This window comes from Arthrobacter sp. E70, assembly GCF_058266945.1.
Genome location: NZ_JBYQFR010000022.1, coordinates 14,493 through 28,597 on the forward strand (window position 1 = coordinate 14,493; position 14,105 = coordinate 28,597).

Below are 14,105 nucleotides of genomic sequence, written 5' to 3' on the forward strand. Positions count from 1 at the left end.
GAGAAACCCCATGGCATGGACCAGGGACCAGATGGCTGCGATCGCCGCCGAGGAACTGAACGACGGCGACTACGTGAACCTGGGCATCGGCATCCCCACGCTGGTGGCCAACAACCTGCCCGACGGCGTGCGGGTTGTCCTGCAGAGCGAAAACGGGCTGCTGGGCATGGGCCCGTTCCCGTACGAAGGCGAGGAGGACGCCGACCTCATTAACGCCGGCAAGCAGACCGTGACGGTCCTGCCCGGCGGCAGTATCTTCGACTCCGCCACCTCCTTCGGCATGATCCGCGGCGGCCACGTCAAGGTGGCCATCCTGGGCGCGATGCAGGTCTCCGGCAACGGCGACCTGGCCAACTGGACCATCCCGGGCAAGATGGTCAAGGGCATGGGCGGTGCCATGGACCTGGTGGCCGGGACGCCGCGGGTGGTGGTCCTCACCGAGCACAATGCCAAGGACGGCACCGCGAAGATCGTGCGCGAGTGCACCCTCCCCCTGACCGGGCTCAGCTGCGTGGACCGGATCATCAGCGACCTGGCAGTCTTCGACCTGATTAAGGACGACGACGGCGGGCGGCGGCTCACGCTGACCCGGCTTGCCCCAGGGGTCACCGTAGAGGACATCCAGAGCAAAACCGAAGCCGACTTTACAGTCCGGCTCGAGAACGAGGAAGTGGCAGCATGAGCTTGAAGGAACAGTTCGGCAAGGATGTCCTGCTCACCGGCTGGGGGCACAGCAAGTTCGGCAAGCTGACAGAGGAGACCCTCGAGTCCCTCATCGTCCAGGTGGCTTCCGAGGCGATCGGCAACGCCGGCATCGAGCCGGGCCAGATCGACGAGATCTACGTGGGCCAGTTCAACTCCGGCATGATGCCGCTGGCCTTCCCGTCCTCGCTGGCGCTGCAGGTTTCACCGGACCTGGCCAACGTCCCCTCCACCCGGGTGGAGAACGCCTGCGCTTCCGGCTCGGCGGCGTTCCAGCAGGGCACCAAGTCGCTGCTGGCCGGCACGGCAAAGACGGTCCTGGTCATTGGCGCCGAGAAGATGACCCACGCCGGCGCCGACGTTGTGGGTGCCGCACTGCTCGGTGCGGACTACGACATGGCAGGCAAGCCCTCCACCACGGGCTTCACCGGCCTCTTCGCAGAAGTGGCCAAGCACTACGAGAAGCGTTACGGCACTGTGTCCGACGTGCTGGGCACCATCGCGGCGAAGAACCACCGCAACGGCGTCGACAACCCCTACGCCCAGCTCCGGAAGGACCTCGGCGAGGAGTTCTGCCAGACCGTCTCGGACAAGAACCCCATGGTCGCAGACCCGCTGCGCCGCACCGACTGCTCCCCTGTGTCCGACGGCGCCGCCGCCGTAGTGCTGTCCCTGGCCCCTACCGGGGGAGCCACCGCCCCGGTCCGGCTCGCCGGCTTCGGCCAGGCGAACGACTTCTTCCCCACCGACCGCCGGGACCCCACCGCGTTCGCCGCGACCCGCGCCTCCTGGCAGCGCGCGATGGCAATGGCCGGCGTGGGACTGGAAGACCTTGACTTCGCGGAGGTCCACGACTGCTTCACCATCGCCGAACTGCTCATGTACGAAGCCATCGGCCTCACCGAACCCGGCCAGGGCGCCCGCGCGGTAAAGGAAGGCTGGGTCTTCAAGGACGGCAAGCTTCCCATCAACGTCTCGGGAGGCCTCAAAGCCAAGGGCCACCCGGTGGGAGCCACCGGCGTCTCCCAGCACGTCATCACCGCGATGCAGCTCACCGGGACCGCGGGCGACATGCAGCTGGCCGGCCCCCGCCGCGCCGCTGTACAGAACATGGGCGGCGTGGGCATCGCCAACTACGTGAGCGTGCTTGAAGCGGTCTAGGGCCGCTGAATCTCCCCAACTATCGAGCACGACGGCGGCGCGTCGCACCAAAAGTGCGGCGCGCCGTCGTCGTTAGTCCGGCAAAGGTGGGGAATTCCAGCGTGACGCGAGCGGAAGCGACTAGCCGTGACTTCGGATGAGGGCAGCAATGTCCCCAAATCCCAGCCGCTCGGCGTTCTGCAGCGCCGTGCGGCCATCCGGGTCGCGGATGCCGGGGTCGGCGCCGGCATCCAGCAGCAGCCGCACCACCTCCAGCTGGCGCGGGCCGCCGTTGTTCAGCAGGACGGCCTCCTGCATTGCGGTCCAGCCCAGGTTGTTCACGTGGTCTACCGGGACACCGGCTGCGATGAGGATCTTCACGGTCTCCACGTGGCCGTGCTCGCTGGCCGGGATGAGCGCTGTGCCGCCATAACGGTTGGTGCTGGTGACGTCGGCCCCGGCGGCCAACGTCAACTGCAGCACCTCGTTGAAGCCCTCCGCCCCGGCATAGAGGAACGCCGAGTCCTGAATGGAGTCCTTGGCGTTGACGTTGCCGCCACTGCCAATCAGTCCGGCGACCCTGGGTGCGTCGTTGGCCTTGGCCGCGGCGACCAGTTCCTGGTCCAGTCGCGCCTGTGCTTCGGAGTCCAGCGGGGGTGCCGACGCCGCCGGGCTGGCGGGGACGGCGGGGTTCACTTCCTGTGGCTCCCCTGGACTCGCCTGGCAGGCAGCGAGGAGCATCCCGGCCACGGCCATCAGTGCTGCGGTGCTGCCGCGCCTCATGCTTGAACCCTACTTAGTGGCGCCTGCGATGGCCTCGGCTCCGGCCACCGCGCAGGCTTCGTCCAGGGCTCCATCAGGGGCGCCCCCCACGCCGATGCCGGCCACGGAGACACCGTTGACCTTCAGCGGGACTCCGCCGGCCAGGAACAGGGTGCCGGGGAGGTCGGCGATGGACGGGCCGTTTCCGTTGACGCGTTTGGCCAACTCGCTGGTGGGCGCGCCAAAGGCCGCTGCCGTGTAGGCCTTCTGCTTGGCTGCCTCGATGGTGTGTTCGGCGGCGTTGTCGCCGCGCAGCAGCGCCTGGACCGTGCCGAACCTGTCCACGAGCGCAACGGTGACGAACGGTAGCTTGTCCGCCTGGCACTTGGCGAGGGCCGCGTTGACGGCCTGCGCTGATGCGCCAACAGTGATGCGGTTTTGCTGCACCACGGTTTCCGGGGCCGGCTGCACGTCTGCTGCAGGTACGACGGCGGGTGCTTGCGTGCCGCCTGCGCCGGCGGTTCCGGCGTTGGCGGCGGCGGTTGCCCCGGCAGTGACCAGGAGGGCTCCGGCTGCTGCGGCGGCGAATACCTTGCGGGACGTCTTCATGGTGTTTTCCTTCGTTTGGTCGGGATTGCTGCTTCCATCCTTCCGGGGCGTGCGGTTCCTGCCATCAGGCGGTTGGCGCGTCCCTGCTCCGCCAAAAGGCCGGCCATATCAGCCAAAAGGCTGAGGGACGGGACGGTCCGCGAGCCCTAGCATGGAAGGCAGCGTTTCCCACCAGATCCGGATGCCATGCCCGCCACAGACACCAGTCCAGACCCCGGCCCCGCTGTAGCCACTGCCGGGGGCAGCCGCCGCCTTGGCATGGATCCGCTCACGCGGACCGGCCCCCTGGGCAGTATCGGGTTGACTGTCCATGCTGGCTTCGCCCTGCTCCTGGTGGCCTCGGCTGTCCGCTACGTCATGCGCCACAGCCCCGCGGACAACCTGGTGGTCCTGGCACTTGCCGCTGCCGCGTGCATGCTCTACGCCGTCGTAGCCCTGCTGTCCGCACAGGACCGGGCCGGGGCGGCCTGGGTCGTGGTTCTCGTAGCTGTGTGGGCCGTGCTGGTGGTCGCAGCGCCAAGCTTCGCGTGGTGTTCCTTCGCCCTTTTCTTCCTGTGCCGAAGCGCCCTGCGAGGCACGGCAGCCTACGTCCTGGCGGGAGCCATTACGGTCGCCACCGCCGTCGGACTGTTCCGCCTGGGCAGCGGCACCGACGTGGCGATGCTTCTGGGACCCCTGGCCGTGGGCACCATGCTGACCCTCATCTACGACCGGATACAGCGCGACGCCGAAGAGCAGCGCCGCCTGCATGCGGAGGTCAGCAGCGCCCAGGGGCAGCTGGCGGCCAGTGAACGCCGTGCAGGCACCATCGCGGAACGGGAGCGGGTCTCCCGGGAAATCCATGACACCGTCACACAGGGCCTGGCCAGCAGCCTGCTCCTGCTCGAAGCCGCGGACCGGGCATGGCCCGATGCCGCAGCGCGCGACGACGTCCGCCAGGCTACCGGCCTGCTTCGTGCCAGCCTGTCGGAGACCCGGAGCCTGGTCCACGAGCTGGCGTCCCCAGGACTGGACGCCGCACCGCTGCCCGAGGCGGTACTGCTGGCCGCACGGCAGTACATGCCCGAAGCCCGCCTCACGGTGACCGGTGAGCCGCGTACCGTGTCCCCGGAAGTCCGGCATGCCCTGCTCCGAGTGGCGCAGAGCGCGGCTTCCAATATCCGGCTGCATGCCTCGGCGTCCGTGGCCACCGTAACGCTGGGCTTCCTTCCGGACGCCGTCACCTTGGATATTTACGACGACGGCGCCGGCTTTGATCCGGCGGCGGCAGCACCGCCGTCGGGCACCGGCGGGTACGGACTGCGGGCCATGCGGCAGCGGGTGGAACAGCTGGGCGGCCTGTTCTCGGTGGAGAGCGCGCCGGGGGAAGGGACAGTCGTGGCGGCGCAACTGCCCCTGGAGGCGGAGACATGAGCCCAGTCACCGTGCTTCTCGTGGATGACCATCTGGTGGTCCGGAGCGGCTTGCGCGCATTGCTGGGCACGCAGCCGGACATTGAGGTGGTAGCCGAGGCGTCCTCCGGGGAGGAGGCGCTCCAGCTGGTCCGGCAACATAGCCCTGCCGTGGTGGTCATGGACCTCGCCATGGGGCCGGGAATGGACGGAATTGAGGCAATCAGGCGGCTTCGGGAAGGCGACGGCAGCCAGGCGATCCTGGTGTTCACCACGTACGACTCCGATGCCGATATTGTCCGCGCGGTGGACGCGGGCGCCATGGGCTACCTGCTGAAGGACGCTGCTCCCGAGGAGATCTTCGCGGCGATCCGGGGTGCTGTCCAGGGCAAGAGCGTCATGAGCCCGCCGGTTGCATCCAGGCTCTTCCAGCAGCTGCGGAACCCGGACGCCATCCTGACACCACGGGAAGCGGAGCTGCTCAGCCTGCTGACCGAAGGACTCAGCAACCGCGAGCTCGGCAGGCGCCTGTTCATCTCCGAAGCCACCGTCAAGACCCATCTGGCGCATATCTACGCCAAGCTGGGAGTGGAAACCCGCGCCGCCGCGATTGCCACTGCCATACGCCGGGAAGGCATGCGGTAACCGCGTTTATCGCGCCTACCCTTGCACAGCGGCCCCGCGCCCCGTACTTTGGGGACAGTGGGGGACGAACTCCCGCGCACTCCGGGATGATTCCTGGGGAGAGAATCAGAGTCACATGAAGGAATGCAGCCATGGCAACAGGCACAGTTAAATGGTTCAACGCCGAAAAGGGTTTTGGCTTCATTGCCCCCGATGACGGGTCCGCTGACGTTTTCGCCCACTACTCGGCAATCGCCACCAGCGGCTACCGCTCATTGGACGAGAACCAGAAGGTCGAATTCGATGTGACCCAGGGACCGAAGGGTCCGCAGGCAGAGAACATCCGCCCGCTCTAAGTCTTCGGCGGCCTCCGGCGCACGCCGGGACCCCAAACAGCGGCCCCGCCAACCTTGTTGGCGGGGCCGTTGTCCTATTGATGGCGCAGGCCTGTCCTGCCCTTTGCACACTGCTTTACGGGATAATTGACCTATGACCGGACAGGACCAGGACCCGTGGGAGGAGTTCGACAGGCTGGGGCCCGGCGCACCTGACCGCGTGCCCGGTCAACCCGGCGGTGAACCCCACGGATTCGGCTTCCGTACCGGCGTCCGCAGTGCGCGTGTCGCGGTCGGCTTCGCCGTCTACGCCCTGGCGCTGGGCACCATCCTGGCGATGACGGGGTGCATTGTCTTCATTACCCGGCAGCAGTGGCTGCTGGTCGGCCTGATGCTGCTGTTCGAGGCCATCTTCGTTTTCGCGTTCATCCGGCTGCTGGCACAGGCCCGCAACCGCAGGGCCCACAACCGCCCCGCCCCCTGAACCAAGGCCTTTGCCTTGCCCTTGACCTTGACGTTGCGTCAACCCTTACGCTCGGGGCATGGAAGAAATCCGGGACGATGGGAGGATCTGGTCCATCCAGGAACTGGCCAGGATCGCCGGCACCACCAGCCGGACGCTGCGGCACTACGACGACATCGGGCTGCTGAAGCCTGCCCGGGTGGGCAGCAACGGCTACCGCTACTATGACGGGGCCGCCCTCCTGCAGTTGCAGCGCATCCTCCTCCTTCGGGAGCTGGGCCTGGGCTTGCCCGCCATCGCGGAGGTCTTCCAGCGTCAGTCGGACCCGGTCGACGCACTCACCCGTCACCTGGGGTGGCTGGAACAGGAACAACGCCGGCTGGCGGTCCAGATGGAGTCCGTCCGCCAAACGATCGAAACGGTAAAGGCAGGAGGCCACCTCGTGGCAGAGGACATGTTCGCAGGCTTCGACCACACCCAGTACAAGGCCGAGGTCGAGGAACGGTGGGGTAAGGACGCGTATGCCAAGGGCGACGAGTGGTGGCGCGGCATGGATGCGCCGGCGCGGAAGGAATGGAAGGCGCGGGCAGCGCAACTTGGCCGGGACTGGATCGCGGCCGCCGGCGCAGGAGTCCCGGCCGATGGCCCGCAGGCGCAGGACCTGGCCAGGCGGCACGTCGACTGGCTCCGTTCCATTCCCGGCACACCGGCCGCCGGCACCGGCGGCGATATCAAGGAATACGTCATTGGCCTCGCGGCTATGTACGTGGCCGATCCCCGGTTTGCCGCCAACTACGGAGGCGACGCCGGCGCCCGTTTCGTGCGGGACGCCCTGCTCAGCTTCGCCGATCAACACCTGTAACCAGGCTCAGCTGAAGGCAGAGATGCCGGTGACAGCGCGGCCTACGAGCAACGAGTTGATCTCGAAGGTGCCCTCATAGGTGTAGAGGATCTCGGCGTCGCCAAACAGCTTGGCCATTCCATAATCGGTGCTGATGCCATTGCCGCCAAGGAGGGACCGGCCCATCGCCACCGAAGCACGGGCCAGGCGTGTGGTGGTGGCCTTGGCCATGGCCGCCTGCGCCATCTCCAGTTTTCCCGACTCCTGGATGCGCGCCAGTTCCACCATCAGCGCGAGCGAGGCCGAGGCGTTGCCCAACATGTCGGCCAACTGCTGCTGGACCAGCTGGAAACCGGCAAGCCTGCGGCCGAACTGGCTCCTTGCCAGCGAGTAGCCTCGCGCCACGTCGAATGCGGCCAGCTGGATGCCGGCCGCCTGCCAGCCCACCCAGGCGCGGGAGTCCCGGAGCAAGTCATTTGCCGCCGCGAAGCGGGCCGCCCCGGGCAGCAGGTTGCCGGCGGGAATACGCACGTCCGACAAGGTGATGTCGGCGTTCTGCATGATCCGCAGGCCGATCTTGTTGGATATTTTGGTGGCCTCGTACCCAGGCCGGTCCGTCTCCACCAAAAAGCCCTTGATCCCCCCGTCTGCTGTGTCCCGCGCCCACACCAGGGCGAAGTCGGCAATGGTTCCCGCGCCGATCCAGCGCTTGGCGCCGTTGAGGACCCAATGGGCGCCGTCCCGGGTGGCTGTGGTCCCGAGGGCACGGGAAATGTCCGAGCCGTGGTCCGGCTCCGTCAGCGCAAAGGCTCCCAGCGCGCTGAAATTGCGCAGGCCCGGCAGCCAGCGCCGCTTGTGTTCGTCGGATCCCAACTGGCTGATCATCCCCACGATGAGCTCGTTGTGGATGCCTGCCAGGGCGGACAGGGAGACGTCTGCCCGGGCGAGCTCCACATACATCAGGCCCTTGAACAGGATGGAGCTGCCGTCCAGCTGCAGCGCTCCCAGCCCCTCCCTGCCCAGTTCAGCCACCAGGTCGAAGGGGAACTCCTCCCGGTTCCAGTACCCCACGGACTGGTCCCGGACCGAGGATTGCAGGAATTCCCGGGTCCGCACGTACCGTTCGCGTTCCGGCGCGGCCAGGAGGTCGGTGACGTGCATCAGGTCGGCATCGATGAAAGCCGGGCCGCCGGGTGGTTCCTGGTGATTCACGGTGCCGCCTCCGCTATCAGCGCCGTGCCCTGGCGCGCCGGAGCCGCCGAACGATGAGCAATGCCAGCGCCACAGCAAGGGCTGCATACACCGCGTAGTTGAGGAACCTGGAGTATTCCTCAATGAGCCGGTACTGGGTGCCCAGGGCATATCCCAGTCCTATCAGCGCAGCGTTCCACAGCCCGCTTCCTGCCAGCGTGAACATGGTGAAGGTGCCAATAGGCATGGACGCAGCGCCCGCCGGGAGTGAGATCAGGCTGCGCACCCCGGGAAGGAGCCGGCCGAAGAAGATGGAAGACCTGCCATGGCGGCGGAACCAGGTGGCGGCGTGCTCGAAATCCTCCCGGTCCACCAAGGGGAGCTTCGACAGTCCCCGGATGGAACGTTCGAGGCCGAGTTTGGCCCCCAGCCAGTACAGGAACAGGGCGCCCAGGTAGGCGCCCAGGGTGCTGGTGGCGAAGACGAAGACCAGGCTCAGTGACCCCTGCTTGGCCAGGTAGCCCGCAAGGGGCAGGATCACCTCGCTCGGGACGGGTGGGACCACGGTTTCGGCCAGCGTGAAGGCCCCCACACCCCACTCCCCCAGCGTGTCAATGGCCCTCGCCGCGACGCCCACGATTCCGGTCAGGCCCTCTGTGGGGCTCGCCGCACCGGCCATTGATCTCCACATAAGCCCCCCTTACCGGTGCTTGAACTCCGGCTCCCGCTTTTCCGTGAAGGCGGCCATGCCTTCCTTCTGGTCCTCTGTGGCGAACAGTGAATGGAAAAGCCTGCGCTCGAACAGGACGCCCTGGGCCAGCCCGGTTTCAAAGGCGGCGTTGACGGCTTCCTTGGCTGCCATCGCCACGGGCTTCGACTTGCCGGCGATAACAGCGGCCGCTTTGAGGGCCTCGTCCACTACCGCCTCTGCCGGAACCACCCGGGAGACGAGGCCGCACCGGTCTGCTTCCTCGGCGCCGATAAACCGGCCGGTGAGGATCAGGTCCATGGCTTTCGCCTTGCCCACTGCCCTGGTGAGCCGCTGGGATCCGCCCATGCCCGGGAGCACGCCAAGGTTGATTTCCGGCTGGCCGAACTTGGCGTTGTCACCGGCGATGATGAGGTCGCACATCATGGCCAGCTCGCACCCGCCGCCGAGGGCAAACCCGGCCACCGCGGCTACGGTTGGTATCCGCAGGCGGGTGAAATCCTCCCAGCCCCGGAACCAGTCCGCAGCATACATGTCCATGTAGCCCTGTTCCGCCATCTCCTTGATGTCCGCTCCAGCGGCAAACGCCTTGCCCGAACCGGTAATCACCACCGCTCCCACCCCGGGATCGGCATCCATGGCGGCAACGGCGGACACCACTTCTTCCATGGTGGCCTTGTTCAGCGCATTCAGGGCTGAAGGGCGGTTCAGTGTCACCAGTCCTACCCTGTCCCGTTGCTCCACCAGGATGTTGGCGTAATCGGTCATTCGGGGCTCCCGTCGTCGTGTGCCAGTGTGGGCGCAGGGCCGGCGCTTGAGGCCTCCCCTGCTGCCGCGGCGGCCTGCTGGCCGGATTTGTTCCGGATGTCGGTGATGATGGCGGAGAAATCCAGGCCGGCGCCGCCCTCCGCGGCAAACCTATCGTAGATTTCGGCTGCCAGCGGGCCCATCCGCGCGGCCACGTGGGTGGTTCGCAGGGCGTTGCTGGCGAGGTTAAGGTCCTTGGCCATGAGCGCCCCCGCGAATCCCGGCTGGTAATCCCGGTTGGCAGGGCTGCCAGGAACGGGTCCTGGCACGGGACAGTTGGTGGTCAGGGCCCAGCACTGACCCGAGGCAGCCGACGCCACGTCGAACAGGGCCTGGTGGCTCAGGCCCAGTTTTTCGCCGAGCACGAAGGCTTCACTGACGGCAATCATGGAGACGCCCAGGATGAGGTTGTTGCAGACCTTGGCGGCCTGGCCCGCGCCGTGTGCACCACAGTGGACCACCCGTTTGCCCATTGCTTCCAGGAGCGGCAGGACCTTCTGGAAGTCCTCTGCGTCACCGCCCACCATGAACGTGAGGGTGCCGGCTTCGGCACCCACCACGCCGCCGGAAACAGGGGCATCCACCGAGCGGTGGCCGGCATGCACCGCAAGGCGGGCAGCTTCGCGCGCTTCGTCCACATTGATGGTGGAGCAATCCAGGAACATGGTTCCGGGAGCAGCAGCCTGCAGCAGCCCCGGCCGTCCATCCCGGCCGCTGTAGGCATCGAGCACCTGCTGGCCCGTCTGGAACATCGTCAGGACGACGTCGGCGCCAGCCGCCGCGTCAAGCGCACCTCCGGCTACCGGCACCCCCCGCTCCCGGGCCGCTTCCACTGCCGCAGGCACCACGTCGAAACCAGTCACCCGATGGCCCGCGCGCACGAGGTTCAGGGCCATGGGCGCGCCCATGTGCCCCAGCCCCAGGAAGGCTACCGTCAGCATGTCAGGCATGGCCTGCCTCCTTCTCCAGTAATTCCGGGCCAGGCCGCAGGTCCAGCTCAGCGCCGTCCAACGGCTGGAAGAACCGGTCCACCTGTGACGGAAAGACCTCCCCCAGCGTGGCCGGTTTCCACTGCGGGTTCCGGTCCTTGTCCACCACCTGCGCCCTGATGCCTTCACGGAAGTCGGGCCCACCCAGGAAACGCAGCCCAACGCGGTACTCCTGGGCCAGGGCTTCGTCCAGGGTCAGGTTTTCGGCCCGGCGCAGGGACGCCAGGGTGACTTTGACCGACGTCGGCGACTTGGCTTCGATCGTGCCCGCCGCCGCGGCTGCCTCGCTGCTCCCCGGACCGGTCCAGGCGCGGAGCCGGCGAACGATTTCCTCGGCGTCGTCGGAGGCGTAGCAGGCATCGATCCACTCCTGTTGTCCGGCAAGGACCGATGCGGGAGCCTGCTCCGTGTAACGCGCGACGGCGTCTTCCGGGCTTTCGTTTTCCAGCGCATCCACCAGGCGGGGCAACGCCTGGGACGGGACGTAGTGGTCCGCGAGGCCCAGGAACAGGGCGTCCGCGGCATCCAGGTGTGCCCCGGTGAGGGCGGCGTGGGTTCCGGTTTCCCCGGGTGAGCGCGAGAGCAGGTAGGTTCCGCCGACGTCGGGCGCGAACCCGATGGTGGTTTCCGGCATTCCCGTGCGGGTCCTCTCGGTGACAACGCGGACGTCCCCGTGCGCGGAAATCCCCACCCCTCCGCCCAGGACCAGCCCATCCATGATGGCCACATAGGGCTTGGGATACCGGGCGATCAGGGCATTGACGCGGTATTCGGTCTGCCAGAAATCCGCCGTCGCGTTCCCGCCGTGCAGCATGTCCTCGTAGATGGCCACGATGTCTCCACCCGCGCAGAGGCCCCGCTCCCCGGCGCCCTGGACCAGGACGGCGGAGACGTCGTCGTCCTGTGCCCATGTGGTGAGTTGCTGCAGGAGCATCTCCACCATTCCGGCGGTGAGGGCGTTGACCGCCATGGGCCTGTTGAGGGTGCAGACTCCAAGCCGGCCCCGGCGCTCAAAAAGCACCTCGGCGGCGCCCGTCCCGTTGCTTTGTCCTGTGCCCATCAGCTTCCTTCCGGCATCACGAAGCTCGCTCCGTGGCGTATTCCCGAAGGCCACCGGGTGGTGACCGTCTTGGTCTTGGTGTAAAAACGGAAGGCATCGGCGCCGTGCTGGTTCAGGTCGCCGAAGCCGGATGCCTTCCAGCCGCCGAAGGTGTAATAGGCCAGCGGCACCGGGATGGGGACATTGATGCCCACCATGCCCACGTCAACCCGGGTGGCAAAGTCCCTGGCTGCGTCGCCGTCGCGGGTGAAGATCGCCACGCCGTTGCCGAAGGGATTGTCGCTGCACAGCCGGAGCGCTTCGTCGTAGTCGGCGGTGCGGACCACCACCAGGACAGGTCCGAAGATCTCGTCGCGGTAGATGGCCATGTCCGGGGTGACGTGGTCGAAAAGGGTGGGCCCCAGCCAGAACCCGTCCGGGTGGCCGTCCACTGTGAGGCCCCGGCCGTCGGCAAGAAGAGTGGCTCCCGCCTCCGCACCGGCCTTGATATAGCCCTCGATCCGCTGCTTCGCGGCCGGGGTAACCACCGGGCCGAAGTCCACTCCGGCATCCAGGCTGGGTCCCACCTTCAGTGCTTTGATCCGCTCCTGGAGCCTGGCCACCAGCTGCTCCGCCGTCTCCTGGCCCACGGGCACGGCCACGGAAACAGCCATGCACCGTTCCCCTGCTGACCCGTAGCCGGAGCCGATGAGGGCGTCCGCGGCCTGGTCCAGGTCTGCGTCGGGCATGACCACCATGTGGTTCTTGGCCCCGCCAAAGCATTGTGCCCGCTTGCCGGCGGCAGCCGCTGTGGCGTAGATGTATTCGGCGATGGGCGTGGAACCAACAAAGCCCAGCGCTTTGACCGCCGGGTCCGCCAGGAGGGCGTCCACCGCTTCCTTGTCCCCGTTGACCACATTGAACACCCCGTCCGGAACGCCGGCCTCGCTGTACAGCTCGGCCAGACGCAACGGCACCGAGGGGTCCCGTTCCGAGGGTTTGAGGATGAAGGCATTGCCGGCGGCGAGCGCCGGACCCGATTTCCACAGCGGAATCATAGCCGGGAAGTTGAAAGGCGTGATGCCGGCGACCACGCCCAGCGGCTGGCGCAACGAATGGATGTCGATTCCCGGGCCGGCATCGCTGGAGAACTCGCCCTTGAGCAGGTGTGGCGCCGCGGCAGAGAACTCCACCACTTCCAGGCCCCGCTGGATGTCTCCCCTGGAGTCTGCGAGCGTCTTTCCGTGTTCGGATGACAACAGCCGGGCAAGGTCATCCATGGTGCGGTTCACCAGGTCCACGAACCGCAGCAGGATCCGCGCCCGGCGCTGGGGGTTCATGGCGGCCCACTCCGGCTGGGCCTTCCCCGCTGCGGCAACAGCGTCCCCCACCTCGGTGGCGCTGGCCAGCGGCACCCGCGACTGGACCCGGCCGGTACAGGGATCGAAGACATCGGAGAAGCGGCCGGACGTTCCCTGCACGTGGCGGCCGCCGACATAGTGGGAGAGTTCGCGCATGGCTGGGGCTCCTTTGCCTGCCCGGGGTGGGTGTCCAGGTCATTGTGGTTGCGAATATACCCGCCCTTTCCGCCGAAGTCCTCCCCATTCCGGCCCACTTCGGGCAGGGGTTCCGGAAGGCTTTACCCGCCGACCGGCTGCCAAGGTAAGTTAGAAACCGTGAAGATAGCTACCTGGAATGTGAACTCGCTCCGCGCACGCGCCGACCGCGTGGAGGCCTGGCTGCAGCGCAGTGACTGCGACGTCCTGGCCATCCAGGAAACCAAGTGCAAGGACGATAACTTCCCGTGGGAACTCTTCGAGCGGATGGGCTACGAAGTCGCCCACTTCGGCGTGAACCAGTGGAACGGCGTCGCCATCGCCTCCCGCGTTGGGCTTGAGGACGTTGAGCGGACGTTCCTGGACCAGCCTTCCTTTGGCAAAGCGGGCAAGGACCCCGTCCAGGAGGCCCGGGCCATGGCCGCCACCTGCGCCGGCATACGGATCTGGAGCCTGTACGTCCCCAACGGACGGTCCCTGGATGACGAGCACATGCCTTACAAGCTCAAGTGGCTGGAAAGCCTCAAAACGCACGCGCAGGGACTCGTGGCGGAGGACCCGCAGGCGCAGGTGGCGCTGATGGGCGACTGGAACATCGCGCCCTTCGATGAGGACGTCTGGGACATCGACCTTTTCATCGCCAACCGCTCCACGCATGTCAGCCCGCCCGAGCGGGCCGCGTTCCACGCCTTCGAGTCCGCCGGCTTCACGGACGTGGTCCGTCCTTATACCCCCGGGCCCGGCGTCTATACCTACTGGGACTACACCCAGTTGCGCTTCCCCAAGAAGGAAGGCATGCGGATCGACTTCGTCCTGGCCTCCCCCGCCCTGGCCGCCCGTGTCACGGGCGCCTCGATCGACCGCGAGGAACGCAAGGGCAAGGGCGCCTCGGACCACGCCCCCGTGCTGGTGGACCTGGCGGACTGATGACAGCGTCCTGGACCCAT

At 67.2% G+C, this 14,105-nt stretch carries 16 protein-coding genes; 8 read left to right on the plus strand and 8 right to left on the minus strand.

The features are described 5' to 3' along the window. The first annotated feature begins 10 nt into the window (after window positions 1-10). Together AC3IMC_RS19550 and AC3IMC_RS19555 are read left to right on the plus strand one after the other, a co-directional pair. Window positions 11-682 carry a CoA transferase subunit B gene (locus AC3IMC_RS19550; protein WP_490920503.1) on the plus strand — a complete coding sequence of 224 codons (672 nt, stop codon included), beginning with the start codon at window positions 11-13 and terminating at the stop codon, window positions 680-682. Next, complete coding sequence (locus AC3IMC_RS19555; protein ID WP_490920505.1) at window positions 679-1,863, plus strand: acetyl-CoA acetyltransferase; 1,185 nt, start codon at window positions 679-681, stop codon at window positions 1,861-1,863. Before AC3IMC_RS19550 ends, AC3IMC_RS19555 begins: the two co-directional genes overlap by 4 nt. Before the next feature lie 120 nt (window positions 1,864-1,983). On the opposite strand, the gene AC3IMC_RS19560 is transcribed toward AC3IMC_RS19555, so the two are convergent. Together AC3IMC_RS19560 and AC3IMC_RS19565 are read right to left on the minus strand one after the other, a co-directional pair. Then, complete coding sequence (locus AC3IMC_RS19560) at window positions 1,984-2,625, minus strand: ankyrin repeat domain-containing protein (protein ID WP_490920506.1); 642 nt, start codon at window positions 2,623-2,625, stop codon at window positions 1,984-1,986. Between the two features lie 9 nt (window positions 2,626-2,634). Continuing rightward, window positions 2,635-3,213 carry a GlcG/HbpS family heme-binding protein gene (locus tag AC3IMC_RS19565; protein ID WP_490920507.1) on the minus strand — a complete coding sequence of 193 codons (579 nt, stop codon included), beginning with the start codon at window positions 3,211-3,213 and terminating at the stop codon, window positions 2,635-2,637. A gap of 186 nt (window positions 3,214-3,399) precedes the next feature. On the opposite strand from AC3IMC_RS19565, the gene AC3IMC_RS19570 reads away from it, so the two are divergent. From AC3IMC_RS19570 to AC3IMC_RS19590, 5 genes are all read left to right on the plus strand, one after another. After that, entirely contained in the window at window positions 3,400-4,626 is a 1,227-nt protein-coding gene (locus AC3IMC_RS19570; protein ID WP_490920508.1) for a sensor histidine kinase, read from the plus strand. After that, entirely contained in the window at window positions 4,623-5,249 is a 627-nt protein-coding gene (locus AC3IMC_RS19575) for a response regulator (protein WP_490920510.1), read from the plus strand. The genes AC3IMC_RS19570 and AC3IMC_RS19575 overlap by 4 nt, the downstream gene beginning before the upstream one ends. Before the next feature lie 131 nt (window positions 5,250-5,380). Beyond that, a complete protein-coding gene (locus AC3IMC_RS19580; RefSeq protein WP_009357211.1) occupies window positions 5,381-5,584 on the plus strand; it encodes a cold-shock protein in 204 nt (67 codons plus the stop codon). Window positions 5,585-5,717: 133 nt separating this feature from the next. Beyond that, window positions 5,718-6,047, plus strand: a complete 330-nt coding sequence (locus AC3IMC_RS19585; protein WP_490920513.1) for a hypothetical protein — start codon at window positions 5,718-5,720, stop codon at window positions 6,045-6,047. A gap of 58 nt (window positions 6,048-6,105) precedes the next feature. After that, on the plus strand, window positions 6,106-6,888 hold the full coding sequence (locus AC3IMC_RS19590; protein WP_490920514.1) for a MerR family transcriptional regulator: 783 nt from the start codon (window positions 6,106-6,108) through the stop codon (window positions 6,886-6,888). 6 nt (window positions 6,889-6,894) lie between these two features. On the opposite strand, the gene AC3IMC_RS19595 is transcribed toward AC3IMC_RS19590, so the two are convergent. The 6 genes from AC3IMC_RS19595 to AC3IMC_RS19620 form a co-directional block, all read right to left on the minus strand. Next, window positions 6,895-8,028: an acyl-CoA dehydrogenase family protein gene (locus AC3IMC_RS19595; RefSeq protein ID WP_490920554.1), complete on the minus strand. Its 1,134-nt coding sequence runs from the start codon at window positions 8,026-8,028 to the stop codon at window positions 6,895-6,897. A gap of 67 nt (window positions 8,029-8,095) precedes the next feature. Continuing rightward, the gene (locus AC3IMC_RS19600) at window positions 8,096-8,749 is read right to left on the minus strand and encodes a DedA family protein (RefSeq protein ID WP_490920516.1); all 654 of its coding nucleotides are present in this window, start codon (window positions 8,747-8,749) and stop codon (window positions 8,096-8,098) included. A 9-nt stretch (window positions 8,750-8,758) separates the two neighbouring features. After that, entirely contained in the window at window positions 8,759-9,535 is a 777-nt protein-coding gene (locus AC3IMC_RS19605; protein ID WP_490920518.1) for an enoyl-CoA hydratase, read from the minus strand. Then, complete coding sequence (mmsB, locus tag AC3IMC_RS19610) at window positions 9,532-10,524, minus strand: 3-hydroxyisobutyrate dehydrogenase (RefSeq protein ID WP_490920520.1); 993 nt, start codon at window positions 10,522-10,524, stop codon at window positions 9,532-9,534. The genes AC3IMC_RS19605 and mmsB overlap by 4 nt, the downstream gene beginning before the upstream one ends. Continuing rightward, window positions 10,517-11,623 carry an enoyl-CoA hydratase/isomerase family protein gene (locus tag AC3IMC_RS19615; RefSeq protein WP_490920522.1) on the minus strand — a complete coding sequence of 369 codons (1,107 nt, stop codon included), beginning with the start codon at window positions 11,621-11,623 and terminating at the stop codon, window positions 10,517-10,519. The genes mmsB and AC3IMC_RS19615 overlap by 8 nt, the downstream gene beginning before the upstream one ends. Continuing rightward, window positions 11,623-13,119 (minus strand): CoA-acylating methylmalonate-semialdehyde dehydrogenase, encoded by a 1,497-nt coding sequence (locus AC3IMC_RS19620; RefSeq protein WP_490920524.1) that lies wholly within the window; start codon window positions 13,117-13,119, stop codon window positions 11,623-11,625. Before AC3IMC_RS19620 ends, AC3IMC_RS19615 begins: the two co-directional genes overlap by 1 nt. Before the next feature lie 159 nt (window positions 13,120-13,278). Between AC3IMC_RS19620 and AC3IMC_RS19625 the strand changes: the two genes are divergently transcribed. Further along, window positions 13,279-14,085 (plus strand): exodeoxyribonuclease III, encoded by an 807-nt coding sequence (locus AC3IMC_RS19625; protein ID WP_490920526.1) that lies wholly within the window; start codon window positions 13,279-13,281, stop codon window positions 14,083-14,085. Window positions 14,086-14,105 lie beyond the last annotated feature (20 nt).

Excerpts from the sequence above, each read along its gene's own strand:
- AC3IMC_RS19550 (WP_490920503.1), top strand. The coding sequence starts at position 11 with ATGGCATGGACCAGGGACCAGATGGCTGCGATCGCCGCCGAGGAACTG.
- AC3IMC_RS19555 (WP_490920505.1), top strand. The coding sequence starts at position 679 with ATGAGCTTGAAGGAACAGTTCGGCAAGGATGTCCTGCTCACCGGCTGG.
- AC3IMC_RS19560 (WP_490920506.1), bottom strand. The coding sequence starts at position 2,625 with ATGAGGCGCGGCAGCACCGCAGCACTGATGGCCGTGGCCGGGATGCTC.
- AC3IMC_RS19565 (WP_490920507.1), bottom strand. The coding sequence starts at position 3,213 with ATGAAGACGTCCCGCAAGGTATTCGCCGCCGCAGCAGCCGGAGCCCTC.
- AC3IMC_RS19570 (WP_490920508.1), top strand. The coding sequence starts at position 3,400 with ATGCCCGCCACAGACACCAGTCCAGACCCCGGCCCCGCTGTAGCCACT.
- AC3IMC_RS19575 (WP_490920510.1), top strand. The coding sequence starts at position 4,623 with ATGAGCCCAGTCACCGTGCTTCTCGTGGATGACCATCTGGTGGTCCGG.
- AC3IMC_RS19580 (WP_009357211.1), top strand. The coding sequence starts at position 5,381 with ATGGCAACAGGCACAGTTAAATGGTTCAACGCCGAAAAGGGTTTTGGC.
- AC3IMC_RS19585 (WP_490920513.1), top strand. The coding sequence starts at position 5,718 with ATGACCGGACAGGACCAGGACCCGTGGGAGGAGTTCGACAGGCTGGGG.
- AC3IMC_RS19590 (WP_490920514.1), top strand. The coding sequence starts at position 6,106 with ATGGAAGAAATCCGGGACGATGGGAGGATCTGGTCCATCCAGGAACTG.
- AC3IMC_RS19595 (WP_490920554.1), bottom strand. The coding sequence starts at position 8,028 with ATGCACGTCACCGACCTCCTGGCCGCGCCGGAACGCGAACGGTACGTG.
- AC3IMC_RS19600 (WP_490920516.1), bottom strand. The coding sequence starts at position 8,749 with ATGTGGAGATCAATGGCCGGTGCGGCGAGCCCCACAGAGGGCCTGACC.
- AC3IMC_RS19605 (WP_490920518.1), bottom strand. The coding sequence starts at position 9,535 with ATGACCGATTACGCCAACATCCTGGTGGAGCAACGGGACAGGGTAGGA.
- mmsB (WP_490920520.1), bottom strand. The coding sequence starts at position 10,524 with ATGCCTGACATGCTGACGGTAGCCTTCCTGGGGCTGGGGCACATGGGC.
- AC3IMC_RS19615 (WP_490920522.1), bottom strand. The coding sequence starts at position 11,623 with ATGGGCACAGGACAAAGCAACGGGACGGGCGCCGCCGAGGTGCTTTTT.
- AC3IMC_RS19620 (WP_490920524.1), bottom strand. The coding sequence starts at position 13,119 with ATGCGCGAACTCTCCCACTATGTCGGCGGCCGCCACGTGCAGGGAACG.